The organism is Arthrobacter agilis, assembly GCF_030816075.1.
In the GTDB taxonomy this organism is placed as follows: Bacteria; Actinomycetota; Actinomycetes; order Actinomycetales; family Micrococcaceae; genus Arthrobacter_D; species Arthrobacter_D agilis_E.
In genome coordinates this window covers 1,831,356-1,847,389 of the sequence record NZ_JAUSXO010000001.1, presented here as the reverse complement: position 1 = coordinate 1,847,389, position 16,034 = coordinate 1,831,356, and the positions used below count along the sequence as shown (strand labels likewise).

At 71.3% G+C, this 16,034-nt stretch carries 17 protein-coding genes and 1 riboswitch; of the genes, 7 read left to right on the top strand and 10 right to left on the bottom strand.

Annotation, left to right across the window (positions count from 1 at the left end; translation table 11 throughout):
• Positions 1 to 88: 88 nt before the first annotated feature.
• From QFZ50_RS08530 to QFZ50_RS08500, 7 genes are all read right to left on the bottom strand, one after another.
• Positions 89 to 832, bottom strand: coding sequence for a YcnI family copper-binding membrane protein (locus QFZ50_RS08530; protein ID WP_307083373.1), 744 nt, complete (start codon positions 830 to 832; stop codon positions 89 to 91).
• 111 nt (positions 833 to 943) lie between these two features.
• Entirely contained in the window at positions 944 to 1,540 is a 597-nt protein-coding gene (locus QFZ50_RS08525) for a hypothetical protein (RefSeq protein WP_307083372.1), read from the bottom strand.
• A gap of 176 nt (positions 1,541 to 1,716) precedes the next feature.
• Positions 1,717 to 1,932 (bottom strand): hypothetical protein, encoded by a 216-nt coding sequence (locus QFZ50_RS08520; protein WP_307083371.1) that lies wholly within the window; start codon positions 1,930 to 1,932, stop codon positions 1,717 to 1,719.
• Between the two features lie 8 nt (positions 1,933 to 1,940).
• The gene (gene ctaD, locus QFZ50_RS08515) at positions 1,941 to 3,692 is read right to left on the bottom strand and encodes an aa3-type cytochrome oxidase subunit I (protein ID WP_307083370.1); all 1,752 of its coding nucleotides are present in this window, start codon (positions 3,690 to 3,692) and stop codon (positions 1,941 to 1,943) included.
• The gene (locus tag QFZ50_RS08510) at positions 3,682 to 4,095 is read right to left on the bottom strand and encodes a hypothetical protein (protein ID WP_307083369.1); all 414 of its coding nucleotides are present in this window, start codon (positions 4,093 to 4,095) and stop codon (positions 3,682 to 3,684) included. Before QFZ50_RS08510 ends, ctaD begins: the two co-directional genes overlap by 11 nt.
• A 139-nt stretch (positions 4,096 to 4,234) precedes the next feature.
• Positions 4,235 to 5,071 (bottom strand): spermidine synthase, encoded by an 837-nt coding sequence (locus tag QFZ50_RS08505; RefSeq protein WP_307083368.1) that lies wholly within the window; start codon positions 5,069 to 5,071, stop codon positions 4,235 to 4,237.
• Positions 5,068 to 6,297 carry an aminotransferase class I/II-fold pyridoxal phosphate-dependent enzyme gene (locus QFZ50_RS08500; RefSeq protein ID WP_307083367.1) on the bottom strand — a complete coding sequence of 410 codons (1,230 nt, stop codon included), beginning with the start codon at positions 6,295 to 6,297 and terminating at the stop codon, positions 5,068 to 5,070. The genes QFZ50_RS08505 and QFZ50_RS08500 overlap by 4 nt, the downstream gene beginning before the upstream one ends.
• Before the next feature lie 77 nt (positions 6,298 to 6,374).
• Between QFZ50_RS08500 and coaD the strand changes: the two genes are divergently transcribed.
• From coaD to QFZ50_RS08465, 7 genes are all read left to right on the top strand, one after another.
• Positions 6,375 to 6,848 (top strand): pantetheine-phosphate adenylyltransferase, encoded by a 474-nt coding sequence (gene coaD / locus QFZ50_RS08495; RefSeq protein WP_307083366.1) that lies wholly within the window; start codon positions 6,375 to 6,377, stop codon positions 6,846 to 6,848.
• A 116-nt stretch (positions 6,849 to 6,964) separates the two neighbouring features.
• Entirely contained in the window at positions 6,965 to 7,531 is a 567-nt protein-coding gene (locus tag QFZ50_RS08490) for a YceD family protein (RefSeq protein WP_307086724.1), read from the top strand.
• Positions 7,532 to 7,533: 2 nt separating this feature from the next.
• Complete coding sequence (gene rpmF / locus QFZ50_RS08485; RefSeq protein ID WP_087076034.1) at positions 7,534 to 7,737, top strand: 50S ribosomal protein L32; 204 nt, start codon at positions 7,534 to 7,536, stop codon at positions 7,735 to 7,737.
• A gap of 67 nt (positions 7,738 to 7,804) precedes the next feature.
• Positions 7,805 to 8,539, top strand: coding sequence for a ribonuclease III (gene rnc / locus QFZ50_RS08480; RefSeq protein WP_307083365.1), 735 nt, complete (start codon positions 7,805 to 7,807; stop codon positions 8,537 to 8,539).
• Positions 8,540 to 9,496: a bifunctional DNA-formamidopyrimidine glycosylase/DNA-(apurinic or apyrimidinic site) lyase gene (gene mutM / locus QFZ50_RS08475; RefSeq protein WP_307083364.1), complete on the top strand. Its 957-nt coding sequence runs from the start codon at positions 8,540 to 8,542 to the stop codon at positions 9,494 to 9,496.
• 140 nt (positions 9,497 to 9,636) lie between these two features.
• A riboswitch (cyclic di-AMP (ydaO/yuaA leader) is annotated at positions 9,637 to 9,813 on the top strand.
• A gap of 2 nt (positions 9,814 to 9,815) precedes the next feature.
• Positions 9,816 to 10,652: a C40 family peptidase gene (locus tag QFZ50_RS08470; RefSeq protein ID WP_307083363.1), complete on the top strand. Its 837-nt coding sequence runs from the start codon at positions 9,816 to 9,818 to the stop codon at positions 10,650 to 10,652.
• 125 nt (positions 10,653 to 10,777) lie between these two features.
• On the top strand, positions 10,778 to 11,197 hold the full coding sequence (locus QFZ50_RS08465; protein ID WP_307083362.1) for a VOC family protein: 420 nt from the start codon (positions 10,778 to 10,780) through the stop codon (positions 11,195 to 11,197).
• Positions 11,198 to 11,215: 18 nt separating this feature from the next.
• Here QFZ50_RS08465 and QFZ50_RS08460 read toward each other — a convergent pair whose 3' ends face one another.
• Genes QFZ50_RS08460 through QFZ50_RS08450 form a run of 3 tightly spaced genes read right to left on the bottom strand, consistent with a single transcriptional unit; the run spans position 11,216 to position 15,806 of the window.
• Positions 11,216 to 12,184: an NAD-dependent epimerase/dehydratase family protein gene (locus QFZ50_RS08460; protein ID WP_307083361.1), complete on the bottom strand. Its 969-nt coding sequence runs from the start codon at positions 12,182 to 12,184 to the stop codon at positions 11,216 to 11,218.
• Positions 12,181 to 14,787: an alpha/beta fold hydrolase gene (locus QFZ50_RS08455; protein WP_307083359.1), complete on the bottom strand. Its 2,607-nt coding sequence runs from the start codon at positions 14,785 to 14,787 to the stop codon at positions 12,181 to 12,183. The genes QFZ50_RS08460 and QFZ50_RS08455 overlap by 4 nt, the downstream gene beginning before the upstream one ends.
• Positions 14,781 to 15,806 carry a 3-oxoacyl-ACP synthase III gene (locus QFZ50_RS08450; protein ID WP_307083357.1) on the bottom strand — a complete coding sequence of 342 codons (1,026 nt, stop codon included), beginning with the start codon at positions 15,804 to 15,806 and terminating at the stop codon, positions 14,781 to 14,783. The genes QFZ50_RS08455 and QFZ50_RS08450 overlap by 7 nt, the downstream gene beginning before the upstream one ends.
• Between the last annotated feature and the right edge of the window lie 228 nt (positions 15,807 to 16,034).

The following is a 16,034-nucleotide window of genomic DNA, read 5'->3' as shown; positions in this document are numbered from 1 at the left end:
CCGCGGAAGCGGGGACAGGGCACGGGCAGGGACGCCACGGGGCGCGGTACCGGCGGATGCACCGGTACCGCGCCCCGTGGCGGAGGGACTACGCCCTGCGTCGTGTCCTGGCGAGCGCCACAGCACCGGCCGCGAGGCCGAGCAGGCCGGCGACCAGCCCGACCCACGCCACGGCGGACGCCGAACCCGCGTCCGTACTCGACGAGGTCTGCTCCGCGTCGATCGCCTCCGGGGTCCCGGCGGTCGTGTGCGAGCCGCCGTGTGCGTCCTCGCCCTCGGCCGCGGCGGTGGTGACGAACGACGGCGCCGGCTTGTCGGGCTCCTCAGCGCCTTCCTCGGCCTCCTGGTTCCACGCGACGACCTCGCCGTCGGTGTAGGACTGCGAGGTGGGAAGCACCACGGTGGAGCCTGCCTCGGGCAGGCGACCGACGGAGATCGAGAACGTCTGGTACTCCTGCTGCGAGATCTCCGCGCCCGCGTCGGCCGTCCAGACGACGGACAGCGGTGCCTCGGTGAGTGTCACGCCGTCGTCCGTGGTGACGGGCTCCGGCAGGGCGCCGGACACCACCTCGGCGGTCCAGCCCTCGACGGGCTTGACCCGGACGGAGGTGAACGGCTGCTCGGTGGGGAGCTGGACCTCGAGCTTGTTCGTGGCCGCGGTCTCGGACTCGTTGGGCACGCTGAACGTGAGCTGCGAGTACCCGTTCTCGGTGGTCGAGGCGGGGGCGACGGTGACGTGGGCGCTCGCGGCGCCGAGGCCGAGCCCCATGAGGCCGGCGGTGGTCAGGGCGACGGCGCCGGTGGTGAGGGCGCGCCGGGGGAAGGAAGTCATGGAAGTGCCTTTCGGGACTGCGCTCCGGGCCGCAGTGCGGCAGGTGTCGGAGCAGCGGGGAATCGGGGGTCGTCGGGGTGGGTGCCCGCCGATGCCCCGGATCCCTCCGGGTCAGGCAGGCAGCAGGGCCTCCGGCGGTCCGCGCAGGCTCGGCACGGAGGCGTGCACGGACAGGGGTGCCACCGGGGGCGGGCCGTCCAGTACGGGCCCGCGGCGGGTCGGAGCGGGGGGAGCGGGCGTGGCGGGGGCGAGGAGCGGCCGGAGCCACGCGCGGAGGAGCGCGAGGGCCTGCTCGCTGCGGGAGACCGCGGCCGCGAGGACCACGGCGGCCAGTGCGTGCAGCAGGACCATGGCCGGACCGGCGGACGCCGCGCCCATCGGATCCTGGACCGCCGGCGAGCAGGCGAGCTCGAACGCGGCGTGGTGCCCGGGCATCGCCGACGAGCTCTGGCACACGGCCGGGACGGCCGTCATCCCGAAGACGGTGTGCAGCAGGAACTGACCGGCGCCCATCGCCAGGAGGCCGGAGCGGAACGAGACGGGACGCCGCGTGAGCAGCATCAACGGGACCAGGAGCAGCGCGCCGAGCAGGAGCAGGACGGCCGGCGCGGGTAGGTGGCCTGCGGCGAGGACGTGGGACGCGGACGAGACCGAGAGGATCAGCGAGACGAGGACGACCGAGCGGAGGTACGGGAGGGCGCTGGCCATCCGGTGCCTCCTCCCTGTCGTGTCCTGAGCTCCTGGCGGCATCGGCCGGCCGACGAGAGCTCCCCTCACAGGGTACCGCCGCGGCGCGGACCGGCCGCGTGGACGTACTTCGCGCGCGGGGCCCGGACGGATGGGCCGGTGACGGCCGGGGCCCATCCGTCTCCGGGCCGCGACCGTCACTCCCGCCGGCGGACGGGGTGCCTCCCGGGTCGGTGGCGCAGGTGGGCTGCTCCGCCCCAGCCGAGCCCGAGCGCGGCGACGATCAGGCACAGTGCCAGGCCGTTCCACGGAGCGAGGCCACGGAACGTGACCGCCAGGCCCAACCCGGCGGTGCTCAGGGCCAGTACCGTGCAGGCGAGGACGACGGCGGCGGGCCGCACGGCCGGAGGCACGCGATCGCCTAGTGCTTCGGATCCGGCTGGCGGGGATCCTGCTCGCCCATGTCCGCGCTGCCCAGGGCCGCACCCGCAGGGGAATGGCTGGTCTCGTTGAAGCGGGCCATGAGTTCGGGGTGATGCAGGTCGAGGGCCGGGCGCTCCGAGCGGATACGCGGGATGGAGACGAAGTTGTGGCGCGGCGGCGGGCACGACGTCGCCCACTCCAGGGAGGCACCGAAGCCCCACGGGTCGTCGACGTCGACCTTCTTGCCCTGCCTCCACGTGATGTAGACGTTCCAGAAGAACGGGATCACGGAGGCGCCGAGGAGGAAGGACCCGATCGTGGAGAACTGGTGCATCCCGGTGAAGCCGTCCTCGGGCAGGTAGTCCGCGTACCGGCGGGGCATCCCGTTGACGCCGAGCCAGTGCTGGATGAGGAACGTGGCGTGGAAGCCGAGGAACAGCATCCAGAAGTGGATCTTCCCAAGCCGCTCGTTCAGCATGGTCCCGGTGAACTTCGGCCACCAGAAGTAGAACCCGGCGAACATCGCGAACACCACGGTGCCGAAGACCACGTAGTGGAAGTGCGCGACCACGAAGTAGGTGTCGGAGACGTGGAAGTCCAGCGGCGGCGAGGCCAGGATGATGCCGGTGAGTCCGCCGAAGAGGAACGTGACGAGGAAACCGAGACTCCACAGCATCGGTGTCTCGAAGGTCAGCGACCCGCGCCACATGGTGCCGATCCAGTTGAAGAACTTCACGCCGGTGGGCACCGCGATGAACATGGTCATGAGGGCGAAGAACGGCAACAGCACGGCACCGGTGACGTACATGTGGTGCGCCCACACCGTGACCGAATACGCCACGATCGCCCAGGTGGCGTAGACCAGGCCCTTGTAGCCGAAGATCGGCTTGCGGCTGAAGACCGGGAAGATCTCCGAGACGATGCCGAAGAACGGCAGGGCGATGATGTACACCTCGGGGTGGCCGAAGAACCAGAACAGGTGCTGCCAGAGGATGGCACCGCCGGCCTCGGGGTCGAAGATGTGGGCACCGAAGCGGCGGTCCGCGCCGAGCGCGAAGAGGGCCGCGGCGAGGACCGGGAACGCCATGAGGACGAGCACGGAGGTCGCCAGCGTGTTCCAGGTGAAGATGGGCAAGCGCCACATGGTCATGCCCGGTGCGCGCATGCAGATGATCGTGGTGATGAAGTTGACGGAGCCGAGGATGGTCCCGAAGCCCGTGAGTGTCAGGCCGAACACCCACAGGTCCCCGCCGATGCTGGGGGAGAAGCTCACATTGGCGAGGGGCGGGTACGACGTCCAGCCGAAGGCCGCGCTGCCCTGCGGGGTGAAGATGCCGAGTCCCACGATCATCCCGCCGAACAGGTAGAACCAGTACGCGAGGGCGTTCAGCCGCGGGAACGCGACGTCGGGTGCGCCGATCTGCAGCGGCATGATGACGTTCGCGAAGCCCGCGAACAGGGGGGTCGCGAACAGGAGCAGCATGATGGTGCCGTGCATCGTGAACAGCTGGTTGTACTGCTCCTTGGTCTGCAGGATCTGCATCCCGGGCTCGAACAGTTCGGCGCGGATCACCAGCGCCTCCACCCCGCTCATGCAGAACCACACGAAGGACGTGATGATGTAGAGGTACCCGATCGTCTTGTGGTCCGTGGTGGTCAGCCATTCGACGATCACCCGCCCTCTGGTCCGCGTCCTGGCGGGGGAGGCGGGCTTCGCGGCGAGGGTGGAGTCTGCGTACTCAGCGGTCATGCTGCGCTCCTGACGGGGACGGGGATTGGGTGGTGGCGGGGCGCTGCACGCCGGACCGGGCCCGGTGGCTGCCGTGCGGTCGGGGGAAACGCGAGGGGCAGGGAGGCAGGACCTCCGGCACGATCAGCGAGCAGGTGCCGGTCCGCTCGGCATGGCGTGGGTGCGCGGTCGGTCCGAGGATGCCGGAGAGATTCAGGGCGTCCACCCCTTCGCGTTCGATGTGCTGCGCGCCGCTCGCGTCGATCACCACCATCGGCACCTGCAGGACGCGGAGGGTGCGGTCGACGACGGCGACGAGGGCCCTGCAGTTCTCCTCCGTGAGGCATCCACGGACCTCCATCCGCGCCGCGCGGAGTTCGATGTCGAGGCGGACGGTCACACCCAGTTTGTGGCTCTTCGTCATGGTCCCCCTGTCAGAGGTCTTCCATGCCCGACTGCTCAAGCTGATTCAAGGCTAGGAGGCGAACCGCGTCTTCGTGACCGGTAAACCTGCTTGACAAGGCGCCACCGATCCGCCCCGCGTAGTCCCTCGAGGGCGGACGCTATCGGCGGGGGAGCCGCTCGAAGGCCTCGCGGTCGGACCCGACGAGGACGGCGGCCGGGTGCGGTCCCGCAGCCAGGAGCGCCCGCGTCCAGGCGGCCGGCCAGGGCTTCCGGCGTGCGGCGACGATCACGTTGCCGGCCCGGGAGCCATCCACCATGCCGGCCTCGGTCAGCACCGCCGTCGCGGGGGCCAGCGCCGCGAGCTGCCCGCTCTGCGCGCGCGCGAAGGCGAGCGGAGGATCGTCGCCGACGTTGACCAGGACCACCCCGTCCCCGGCGCAGACCCGCAGAAGGTGCGCGGCGAAGCCTTCGGACGTCAGGTGGGCAGGAGCGTCGTCCCCGGCGAAGATGTCCAGCACGACGACGTCGAAGGCGTCGTCCGGCTGCTCGAGCACGGCGTCCGCAGCGTCGCCGACGACGATGTCGCAGGTGGTCCCGTCCGGTAGCGGCATGGCGTCGAGGACGAAGTCGATCAGCGCCTGGTCCAGGTCGACGGCGGTCTGCTGCGACCCGGGACGCGTGGCCTGGACGTAGCGGACGAGGGTCAGCGCGCCGGCGCCGAGATGCAGGACCCGCAGGGGTGCACCGGGTTCTCCCACCAGGTCGATGACGTTGCAGATGCGCTGCAGGTACTCGTAGAAGACCCGCTCGGGGTGGAGCAGGTCCACATGGGACTGCTGTGCGCCCGCGATGCTGAGGATCAGTGCGCCCTCGATGTGGGCGTCCTCGTCGAGTTCGGCGTAGGCGCCCGCCGCCGGCAGCCAGCGGGTCGGGACCTCGGGCTCCAGCTCGGCGGCCGCGTCGCCGGCGGGTCCCGGGTCCGGCGTCCCGGTCATACGCGCGCCTGCAGGGTGCCGAGGCGCCGTGCGCCCTCCTCGATGACGTCGAACTTCTTGCAGAAGGCGAAGCGCAGCATCGAGCGCGTCCGCTCGGCGCCTTCCTCGTGGCAGAACATCGCCACGGGGATCGCCGCGACGCCGATCAGCTCCGGCAGGCGCCGCGCGAGGTCGGTCGCGTCCTCGATCCCGAGGGGGGCGGCGTCGACCATGGTGAAGAACGTGCCCTCGGGCTCGAAGACATCGAAGCCGGCCGCGCGGAGGCCCTCACCCAGAAGGTCCCGTTTCCTGCGCAGCGTGGCCGCGGCGTCCGAGAAGTACGTGTCCGGCAGCCCCAGACCCAGGGCGACGGCACCCTGGAACGGTGTGCCCGAGGTGTAGGTCAGGAACGTCTTGACGGTGCGCACCTGGGCCACCAGGTCCGCGGGGCCGCTGAGCCAGCCGATCTTCCACCCCGTCACCGAGAACGTCTTGCCGGCGGAGGAGATCGTCAGGGTACGCTCCGCGGCTCCCGGCAGGGTGGCGACGGGAAGATGCGGAATCCCGAAGGTGAGGTGCTCGTACACCTCGTCGGTCACGATGATGGCGCCGTAGCGCGCGGCCAGCCGCACGATGAGCTCGAGCGCCGACCGGCTGAACACACTGCCCGTCGGGTTGTGCGGATTGTTGACGACCACGATCCTCGTGCGCTCGCTGAAGGCGGCCTCGAGGTCGGCGGCGTCCGGCTGGAAGTCGGGCGCGCGCAGCGGCGCCGTGGTGTGGGTGGCACCCGAGAGGCCGATCACCGCGCCGTAGGAGTCGTAGAAGGGTTCGAAGGTCAGCACCTCGTCGCCGGGCCCGGCGAAGGCGAGGATGGCGGCCGCGATCGACTCGGTGGCGCCGGTGCTGACGATCACCTCGGTCTGCGCATCCACCGTCAGCCCGTAGAACCGCTCCTGGTGGGCGGCGATCGCGTGCCGCAGGACGGCGAGTCCCTGGCCGGGCGCGTACTGGTTGGCGCCGTCGGCGATGGCGGCCCGTGCGGCGTCGAGGATCTCCCGGGGTCCGTCCTCGTCGGGGAACCCCTGGCCGAGGTTGATCGCGGCGTGCTTCTGCGCGAGGGCCGTCACCTCCTCGAAGATCGTGATGCCGAGCCGGCCGTCGCTCCCGAGGAGGTTCGCCCCGCGGGCGGTCCTCGACCACGGTGCCGTGCTCCTGGGGGCAGCGGTGTGCGCGTCTGTCGTCATGACACCAGTATTGCCGCCCCGCCCGCCCCGCGCGGGGCACGACGACGCAGGGCGGGCGGACTCGGTACCGTGGGGGTATGAGCCGCGCCGTCTGCCCCGGGTCCTTCGACCCCATCCACAACGGGCACATCGAAGTCATCAGCCGGGCCAGCCGTCTCTTCGACGAGGTGATCGTCGCCGTCTCGACGAACTACGCCAAGAAGTACCGGTTCGGGATCGACGAGCGCCTCGCGTTCTGCTCCGAGAGCCTCGCCCACCTGCCCGGTGTCACGGTGCGGCCGATGGGCGCCGGGCTCGTGGCCGAGTTCTGCAGGGAGCACGGTGCGGCGGCGCTCGTGAAGGGCCTGCGGTCCGGCCTCGACTTCGACTACGAGCTGCCCATGGCGACCATGAACCGGCACCTGGCCGACGTCGAGACGGTGTTCCTGCCCACGGGCACGGAGTTCGCGCATGTCTCCTCCACGCTGCTGAAGGAGGTCGCGGGGCTCGGCGGGGACATCGGGGCCTTCGTCCCGGACGCCGTCCTCGCGCGCCTGCGCCCGGAGGGTTGAGTGGCGCAGGCGTGGCCCCCGGGGGCGTTTTGGGCCTGCCCGGATCATCAGGGTAGGATGGTACGTCGGTCATATGTTCTACAGGAGTCACCATTAAAAGCGATCTCAGTTCGCCCCTGACGTTCAGCGTCAAGGATCTCGGACGCAGTCCGGGAAGCATGCGGACAATCGAAGAACATGTACCGGCCCCGAAGGATTTCGGCGTCGCCCTGATCGGCGTGCAGGAAGGTTCCGACATGGAACTCGACCTGCGCTTCGAGTCCGTGCACGAGGGGATCCTCGTGTCGGGTACGGCGAACGTCGAGGTAACCGGCGAGTGCGGCCGTTGCCTGGAGCCACTGCGGTACGAGCACGACGTGGATGTCCAGGAGCTCTTCTTCTACAGCGACTCCGAGTCGCTGTCGGTGGAAGAGGACGAAGAACAGCACAGGGTGGAGAACGATTCGGTCGATCTGGAACCCGTGCTGAGGGACGCAGTGGTAACGTCGCTGCCGTTCCAGCCGGTGTGCCGGGAGGATTGCAAGGGACTGTGCTCCGAATGCGGAGCCCGGCTCAACGACGATCCGGACCACCACCATGAAGTTTTGGACCCTCGCTGGTCAGCCCTCGCCGGGCTGACAGGCACCGCCGCCGAGCATGACGCGGCACCCAAGTCAGAGTCAGACGAGAGAGAAGAGAGTTAGCCGTGGCTGTCCCGAAGCGGAAGATGTCCCGCGCGAATACCCGTGCACGCCGGTCCCAGTGGAAGGCAACCGCCCCCAAGCTGGTCAAGACCATCGAGAACGGTCGCGTCACCTACAGCCTCGCCCACCAGGCCAAGGTTGTCACCGACTCGGCCGGCACCCCGCTGTTCCTGGAGTACAAGGGCCGCAAGGTAGCCGACGTCTGACACCGGATCCGTCCCGCCGCGTGCACGCACCGGCGGGCCTCCGTCCGATGCAGCAGCTGATGCGGTTGTGAAGAATACTGAAGAACTCACGAAGCGTCTCGGTGTCGATATCGACACCGGGACGCTTCGTCTTGCCCTGACGCACCGGTCCTACGCCTACGAGAAGGGCGGCATCCCGACCAACGAGCGGCTGGAGTTCCTCGGCGACTCGGTCCTCGGCCTCGCGGTCACCGATGCCCTCTACCGGGACAATCCAGGCCTGTCCGAGGGCGAGCTCGCGAAACGGCGGTCCGCGGTCGTCAGCACCAAGGCACTGGCGGGAGTCGCACGCACCCTCGATCTCGGCAGCTACGTGCTCCTCGGACAGGGCGAGAAGCTGACCAACGGGCGGGACAAGGCATCGATCCTCGCCGACACCATGGAAGCGGTCATCGGTGCGGCGTACCTCAGCCACGGCATCGAGACGGCGCGCGCGATGGTCATGCGGCTCATCGGCCCCCTGCTCCGCGATTCCGCCGTCCTCGGCGAGGGCACCGACTGGAAGACCCGCATCCAGGAGACCGCGGCCGGCCGGCGGCTCGGGCTCATCGACTACCGGGTCGACGGCACGGGCCCCGATCACGCACGTACCTTCACCGCGCGCCTGGTGATCGGCGGGATCGAGTACGGCTCCGGACACGGACCCTCGAAGAAGGAGGCCGAGCAGGCGGCCGCGGCCGCTTCCTGGGCGCTGCTCACCGAGGGCGCCGGTTCCTTCCCCGGAACGGGAGACCCCGCCCACGACGCCGCCGGCGGGTCCTGAGTGCCCGAACTGCCCGAAGTGGAGGTCGTGCGCCGCGGCCTCGCCCGCTGGGTGGCCGGACGCACCATCGAGGCCGTGGAGGTCCTCGACGCCCGGTCCCTCCGGCGGCACGTCGACGGCGTCGAGGACTTCATCGGGAACGTGACCGGTTCACGCGTCACCGACGTGGTGCGGCGCGGGAAGTTCCTCTGGATGGTGCTGGACGACCCCGACGGCGGCCCTGCCCGAGTGGCGCTGATGGCCCACCTCGGGATGAGCGGCCAGCTCCTGATCGAGGAGCCCGACGCACCGCGGGAGAAACACCTCAAGGTCCGCCTGACCCTCTCCGCCGCCCTCGACGAGGAGGGCGTCCCGCTGCCGGCCGAGCTGCGCTTCGTGGACCAGCGCATCTTCGGAGGCATGTTCCTCGCCGACCTGGAGCCGACGCCGGACGGGCACCCGGGAGGACTGGGGCGGGAGAGCCTGCCGCTCGTCCCGCACCAGGCCGCCCACATAGCGCGCGACCTCCTCGACCCCGCTTTCAGCCCCGAATCCTTCCACCGGAGGATCCGGGAGCGCCGGACCGGGCTCAAACGCGCCCTCCTCGATCAGGGGCTCGTCTCGGGCATCGGCAACATCTACGCCGACGAGGCCCTCTGGGCGGCCAGGTTCCACTACGCACGCCCCACCGACACCCTGCGACGCCCGGACACTGCACGCATCCTCGAGGCGGCCACCGACGTCATGACCCGGGCGCTGGCCGCGGGAGGCACGAGCTTCGACGCGCTGTACGTGAACGTCAACGGTGCGTCCGGCTACTTCGCGCGGGACCTCCAGGCGTACGGCCGGGCCGGCCGGCCGTGCCGTCGCTGCGCGTCCGAGGGCCGGGAGACCCTGGTGCGCCGGGAGTCCTTCATGAACCGCTCCTCCTACCTCTGCCCGCACTGCCAGCCCAGGCCGCGGAACGCACGGGTCTGATCCCGCCCGGCACCGCCCGTGTGAGATTCCCCTCGTGATCCAAACGTGACAATCCACGGCCCCTCACGTACCGTTGATCCCGCGCTCGCTCCAGCACGGAGGGGCGCCCATCCTCTTTCTGCCGAACCCTGTCGATGAGGATGGACCGTTCGCACAAACCATTCGACAGGGGCGGGGGAACCAGTAGCGGGCTCGATCACGAGTCCTAGGGGTTAAGACACGCGTTGACCAGCTTGGGGGCGATGGTCAGCAGGTGCATGTCCGGATGTCCCATCCGAACCCGACAGCTAACTTCGCAGGCATTGGGAAAGGCAACAGCATGTCCAAGAGCCATATCGCGCGCCACCGGGCCGTCCCGACGCGCATCAACCCCCTCGTCACCGCCTCCCGCGCCGTCAGCGCGAGTGCGTCCGTGGCCGGCAAGCCCGCCGCGGTCGTCGTCGCCGCTTCCGGCCTCCTGTTCGGCGCGGCACTCCCGGCCAGCGCGGCCGGCGAGATCGCCATCGACACCCCGCAGCAGGCAGCGGTCAGCACGGCCGCGGCCGGCACGTACACCGTCCAGGCCGGCGACACCCTCGGCAGCATCGCGTCCTCCCACGGCGTGAGCCTGGAGACCGTGTTCGCGGCCAACGGCCTCGGGTACAGCTCGGTCATCTACCCCGGCCAGGCCATCTCGCTGAGCGGTTCCGCCGCTCCCCAGCAGTACGCCCCGCAGGCCGTGCCCGCGAGCAGCCCCGCGGTCACGTCCACGTTCACCTCCGCGGGCAACTCCACGGGCCTCAGCACGCAGTCCGCAGCCTCGATCGCGCCGGTGTCCTCCGGATCGCTCGCCGGTATCGCCGGAACGGCGATGCAGGGCAAGGGCTCGAGCTACGTGTACGGCGGCACCTCCTTCGGTGCCTGGGACTGCTCCGGCTTCGTGCAGTGGGTCTACGCGCAGCAGGGCATCAGCCTGCCCCGCACCACCTGGGCCCAGTTCGCTGCCATGACGCCCACCAGCAACCCGCAGCCGGGTGACCTGGTGAGCCAGAACGGCGGCAGCCACGTCGGGATCTACCTCGGCAACGGCCAGATGATCAGCGCTCTGAACCCCTCGCAGGGCACGCAGGTGCACTCGGTCAACGCCATGGCGGTCGACGGCTACTACACGCGCTAGAGCGAACCGCCGGCGGCGAACGCCGGCAGCGCCACGGAAGGGCGGGATGCTGTGCATCCCGCCCTTTGCCGTACCCGGCTTCGGGTGTACATTCCGGCGGGTCACGCCTACCCGAAGGAGCACCGATGTTTCGAGGATTCGCCACGATCACCTTCTACGCCGACGATCTCTCCGCAGCCCGCGACTGGTACACGGAGCTGTTGGGGATCCCGCCGTACTACGCCTTCCCGCAGCCACCCGCCCCTCCCGCCTACCTCGAGTTCCGGGTGGGTGACGACGAGGACGAACTCGGGTTCATCGACCGGAGGTACGGGCCGTCGGGTGCCTCCCTCGGCCCGGGCGGCGCCGTCATGTTCTGGCACGTCGACGACCTGGCCGGGACTCTGGACAGGCTGTTCCGGCTGGGCGCCACCGAATACGAGGCCGTGACGGAACGGGGGACCGGTGGCTTCACGACGGCGTCCGTGGTGGACCCGTTCGGCAACGTGCTCGGGCTCATGCACAATCCGCACTACCTCGAGGTCCTGGCCGCACGGGAGGCGTGACCGCGGCCCGCGGGCACCCTAGCGCGAGTAGTGCCGGGCCAACCGTTCGAAGCCCTCGTCGATGCCGACGTCCGGCTCCCAGTCGAGGACCGTGCGGGTGCGCCGCTGGTCGAACCAGTGCGCCGTCGAGAGCTGTTCGGCGAGGAAGCGGGTCATGGGCGGTTCCTCCGTCCGGCCGGAGGCGAGCCAGGCGCGCTCGATCACGGCTCCTGCCCCGCGCGCGAGTGCACCGGGGACGGACCACGCCGGCGGTGCCACCCCGCCGGCGCGGCAGATCCCGCCGAGCAGCTCCGCGATGGGGCGCGGCTCACCGTTCGTGACGACGAAGGCCTGCCCCTGGGCGGCGTCGATACGCCGCAGGCACGCGACGATCGCCGACGCGGCGTTGTCGACGTAGGTCGTGTCGATCAGTGCGGTGCCGTGGTCGAGCAACGGCAGGCGGCCGTGCCGGGCGCGGTCGATCACGCGTTCGACGAGCTGCGTGTCACCGGGGCCCCAGACGATGTGCGGCCGCACCGCGGCGACGCGGAAGGCCGGGGTGGAGCGGGCGAGGGCCAGCAGTTCCGCGGCCGCCTTGGTCCGCGCGTAGTCGCCCCGCGCGTGAGCCGGGTCGGCGGGGCCCGCCGGAGCGCCGACGAGGGACGTCCCGTCGTGGGCGACCGAGGGGGAGGAGACGTACACGACGTCGGTGACGCCGGCGTCCTGCGCCGCGTCGAGCAGGCGCCGCGTGCCCTCGACGTTGACGCGGTCGAATTCGGCGGCGGCACCCGTGAAGGAGACCTTCGCCGCCAGGTGGACCACCGCGGCGCACCCCCGGACCGCCATGGCCACGGCGTCCGGGTCCTCGACCGAGCCCAGGACGTCCTGCGCTCCCGGCACGCCGGACGGGCGGCGCTGGAAGCATCGCACCTCCCGGCCCTCGGCGACGAGGTGCTGCGCGACGGCGCGCCCGAGCATGCCGCTCGCGCCGGTCACGAGGACCGTCACAGCGAGCCCGCCCGCCCGCCCGAGAGGAAGCGGCCGCTCCACGCCGCGACGCCGGCCCGGTCGATCTTCGCGTTGTGGCGGACGTCCACGGGCAGGGCCGGGACGGTGATGACGGCTGCGAGGTCCACGCCGTGCGCGCGCGCGGCGGAGCGGGCGTCCGCGGCCAGCGGAGCGTCGGCGAGGCGCGGACGGCCTCCCGCCTCCGTCTCGAGGACCGCGACGACGGCCTGGGTGCCTGCCGGGCCCACGCCGACGACGGCGGCCAGCCGGACGCCGTCGAGCGCCTCCAGTACCTGCTCGAGTCCGACGGGCGTCAGCACGCCGGGGGCGGGGGTGAGGACATGGCCGAGCCTGCCCTCCACCCACAGGCGCCCCTCGGCGTCGAAGTGCCCGACGTCGCCGGTGCGGTGCCAGGGCGCCGTCCGTGCCGCGTCCTGCTGGGTCCTCCACAGCCGGAAGTAGCGGTCCTTGACGTGCGGGGCGTCGACGAGGATCTCGCCGGTGACGCCCGGCGTGGTGGTCGGCTCGCCGGTCGCCGCGCCGGTGCCGTCGAGCGGGCTCAGGGCCACGCGGGTCCCGTGGACGGGCAGGCCCACGCACACGCCGTTCCCGGCACCCTCGGCGTCAGACGCCGTGGCCGCGCGGATGCCGGCGAGGTCGATGTCCGCGACGAGGAGGGATTCCGTCATGCCGTAGGGCGTGTGGAGGGCGGCGGCCGGGACGAGGCCCTGCACGGACTCGAGGAGCGGGACCGGGATGGGCGCACCGGCCGAGAGCAGCAGGGTGATCCGGGCGAGGGCGCGCCTCCCGCTCGCGTCGAGGGCCGACGACGTCGCGAGCACGTTCCGCAGGGCCGCGGGCGAGGCGAAGACGACCGTCGCGTCGATGGCGGCGGCAGCGTCCGCCAGCGCCTGCGCGGTCAGGGTGCGGGGGGCCGTGACGTCCATCGCCGGTGTCACGGACGTCGCCCCCAGGGCGGGCCCCAGCAGGGCGAAGGGCGCGAAGCCGGCGACGAGCGCGGTGCCGGGTCCCAGTCCCAGGGTGTGCTCGACGGCGTCGCGCATCGCGGAGAGCTGCCGGTGCGTGTAGACGACGCCCTTGGCGGGGCCGGTGGATCCGGACGTGAACAGGATCGCCGCGTCGGCATCGGGCGCGGGTGCCGGGACGTCGGCCGTCCGCCGGGCCGCCCGGAGGTCCCCCAGGGAGGCCTCGACGCGCAGCGCCTTCCGCTTCGCCGCGGGCAGGGTGCCCACGCTGATGCGGCGGCCGGGCCAGCCGAAGGCGCGGGCGGCGAGGAGGGCCCGCTCGATGCCGATGACGACATCGGGCGCCGAGCCCTTGACCGCTCGGCTGAGGCCGCGGGCGCCGAGGCCGGCGTCCGCGACGACGATCACCGCACCGATGCGCAGGCACGCGTAGATGAGGACCGTGAGGTCGACGCCGGGCGGGACGAGCAGGCTGACCCGGGTGCCGGGACCATGCCCGAGCGCGGTCAGGCCCGCGGCGACGGCGGCGACGTCGTCGTCCAGCTGCCGCCACGTCAGGGTGCGTGGGGGACCGGCGGGCGTCATCTCGGCGACGGCCGTCGCCGGACCTTCCGGACCGCCGGCAAGCTCCCCGAGGCGCCGGCCGAGCGGCACGTAGGGCGCGGCCTCCGTCGAGCGGGCGTCGTCGACCGGGGGCGCACCCGTGCCGACCGAGCGGGCGGAGAGCCAGTCCATGGCGGTCGACGCCGTGTCGGCGTCCTCCTGCACGAGGTGGCTCGCGTGCTCGAAGCGGTGGATGTCCGCGTGCGGCAGCCGGCCGGCGAGGTCCTCCAGGTAGGTGTCCGAGAAGATCGGATCATGCGGGCCCCACATCATCAGGACGGGGACGTCGAGGCTGCGGATGCCCTCCGCCGTCGCGGTGAGTGCCGCGTAGCTGGGGTGGGACGGATCGGCGGGGATGTCCGAGACGAAGTTCGCGATGCCCTGGCGATCCGCCGCGGAACGGTACGGGGCGCGGAAGGCGCGGCGGACGTCCCGGTCGAGAGCGGGCCGGGCGAGGGCGAGCGTGACGTCGAGGAAGGCACTCGTGGTCCGGGTGCCGAGTCTGTGGACCCCGGGCGCGAGGGCGAGCCGGAGGGGCGCCGGGATCGGGCGGTCGCCGTCCTGGTGGATCGCCGTGTTGGTCAGGATCACGCCGGCCAGGTCCGCCCGATGGCGGTCCGCGTAGCCGAGGCTGACGACGCCGCCCCAGTCGTGGCCGACCGTCACGAGGGGCCCGGTGATGCCCGCGGCGGCGACGAAGTCCCCGAGATCCGTGATCCGGTGCTCGAGGCGGCGGAACGCGCCGGTCCGGTCCGAGTAGCCCATGTCCAGCTGGTCCACCGCGACCACGCGCCAGCCGGCATCGAGCCCGGCCGCCAGGAAGGTCCGCCACAGGTAGGACCAGGTCGGGTTGCCGTGGACGCACAGGAGCGTACCCTTGGCGGGCCCGGCGAGGCCTGCCCCGTTGTCCAGGTAGTGCCAGCGGTGGGTCGTCCCCGGCTCATCGGCCCCACTGGTCGAGGGCACATCGAGGTACGCCGACCACGAGGGATCGACGCCGGGGAGTGCTACCACGCAATCTCCATCATCGAGGTGTTCAGGCCCGAGCCGACGCCGAGGCAGAGCACACGGTCGCCGGAGGTCAGCGACTGCGCCTCCTGGGCGAGGGTCATCGGCAGTGACGCCGGCCCCACGTTGCCCCAGTGCGGGAAGGTGATGGGGACCCGCTCACGCTCGAGGTCCACGGCCTTGATGATGGCGTTGGTGTAGGAGTTCGACACCTGGTGCGTGACGTAGCGGTCCATGGCGTCCCACGCCCAGCCGTCCGCCTGCGCCTCGTGCCACGCGGTGACCACGAGTTCCAGGCCGCCGTCCAGCAGGCCCTTGGTATCGGTGTACATGCCGTCGATCCCGCCCACGCACAGCTCGTGGTGCTGCGTCCCGGCGCGGGACACCCCGCCGAGGATGCGGTGCGAGCCGGGGTGCAGGTCGGCGGGGCCGATCACCGCCGCAGCGGCCCCGGACCCGAGGGTGAGGGTCGCGAACTCGGCCAGGAAGTCCGCGCGCGTCGAATCCTCGCGGTTGAGGCGACGGAACGTGGCCTCCTGCGTCCGCTGGGCGTCCTCACCGGCGACGATCAGGGCGTACTTGATCTGCCCCGAATCGATCATGTTCGCGGCCAGGGTCATGCCGTTGACGAAGCCCAGGCACGCGTTGGCCAGGTCGAAGTTCATGGCCGACGAGGGGAGCCCCAGGGAATGGTGGATCTTCACGGCGACGGACGGCTCGAGGTTCCGCCGGGTCACCGAGGTGTTGATGAGCAGGCCCACGTCACCCGGTTCGATCCCGGCCTCGGCCATCGCCTTGGCACCCGCCTCGATGGCGGCGTCGTCGAAGTCGGACCCGGGGGACCACCAGCGCCGCTCCGTGACGCCTGCCACGCGCTCGAGGAGCCGCTTGGAGAGGCGGAGCCTCTTCAGGCTGGGAGCCAGCCGTTCGTCGAACTCTGCGGAACTGACGACTACCGGCGCCTCCACACTCGTGACGGCGAGCAAGGCCGTGTTGTCATGTCGGAACGTCGCGTTACCGGTCAAATTTCCTGCCTCGTCAACTTGTCAGCGCCGGTACAGGCCGTGAAGGACCCACGGATGGATCGGCCTGGACGCTCTGGATACTGCTGAAACTTTTGTAAGCCTACTTCGTAGTGCGGCGGGCGGCCACGTCGGAATCGTCCGCGCGTGCGGCCCTGCCCCCGGATAGGCGCCCCGCGCCGGCCGACCGCCGCCCCGTGGTGGTACCGATGCCCTGCACCGTCGGTGGGT

Coding starts and splice junctions, on each gene's coding strand:
- QFZ50_RS08530 (WP_307083373.1), bottom strand. CDS start 832: ATGACTTCCTTCCCCCGGCGCGCCCTCACCACCGGCGCCGTCGCCCTG.
- QFZ50_RS08525 (WP_307083372.1), bottom strand. CDS start 1,540: ATGGCCAGCGCCCTCCCGTACCTCCGCTCGGTCGTCCTCGTCTCGCTG.
- ctaD (WP_307083370.1), bottom strand. CDS start 3,692: ATGACCGCTGAGTACGCAGACTCCACCCTCGCCGCGAAGCCCGCCTCC.
- QFZ50_RS08510 (WP_307083369.1), bottom strand. CDS start 4,095: ATGACGAAGAGCCACAAACTGGGTGTGACCGTCCGCCTCGACATCGAA.
- QFZ50_RS08505 (WP_307083368.1), bottom strand. CDS start 5,071: ATGACCGGGACGCCGGACCCGGGACCCGCCGGCGACGCGGCCGCCGAG.
- QFZ50_RS08500 (WP_307083367.1), bottom strand. CDS start 6,297: ATGACGACAGACGCGCACACCGCTGCCCCCAGGAGCACGGCACCGTGG.
- coaD (WP_307083366.1), top strand. CDS start 6,375: ATGAGCCGCGCCGTCTGCCCCGGGTCCTTCGACCCCATCCACAACGGG.
- QFZ50_RS08470 (WP_307083363.1), top strand. CDS start 9,816: ATGTCCAAGAGCCATATCGCGCGCCACCGGGCCGTCCCGACGCGCATC.
- QFZ50_RS08465 (WP_307083362.1), top strand. CDS start 10,778: ATGTTTCGAGGATTCGCCACGATCACCTTCTACGCCGACGATCTCTCC.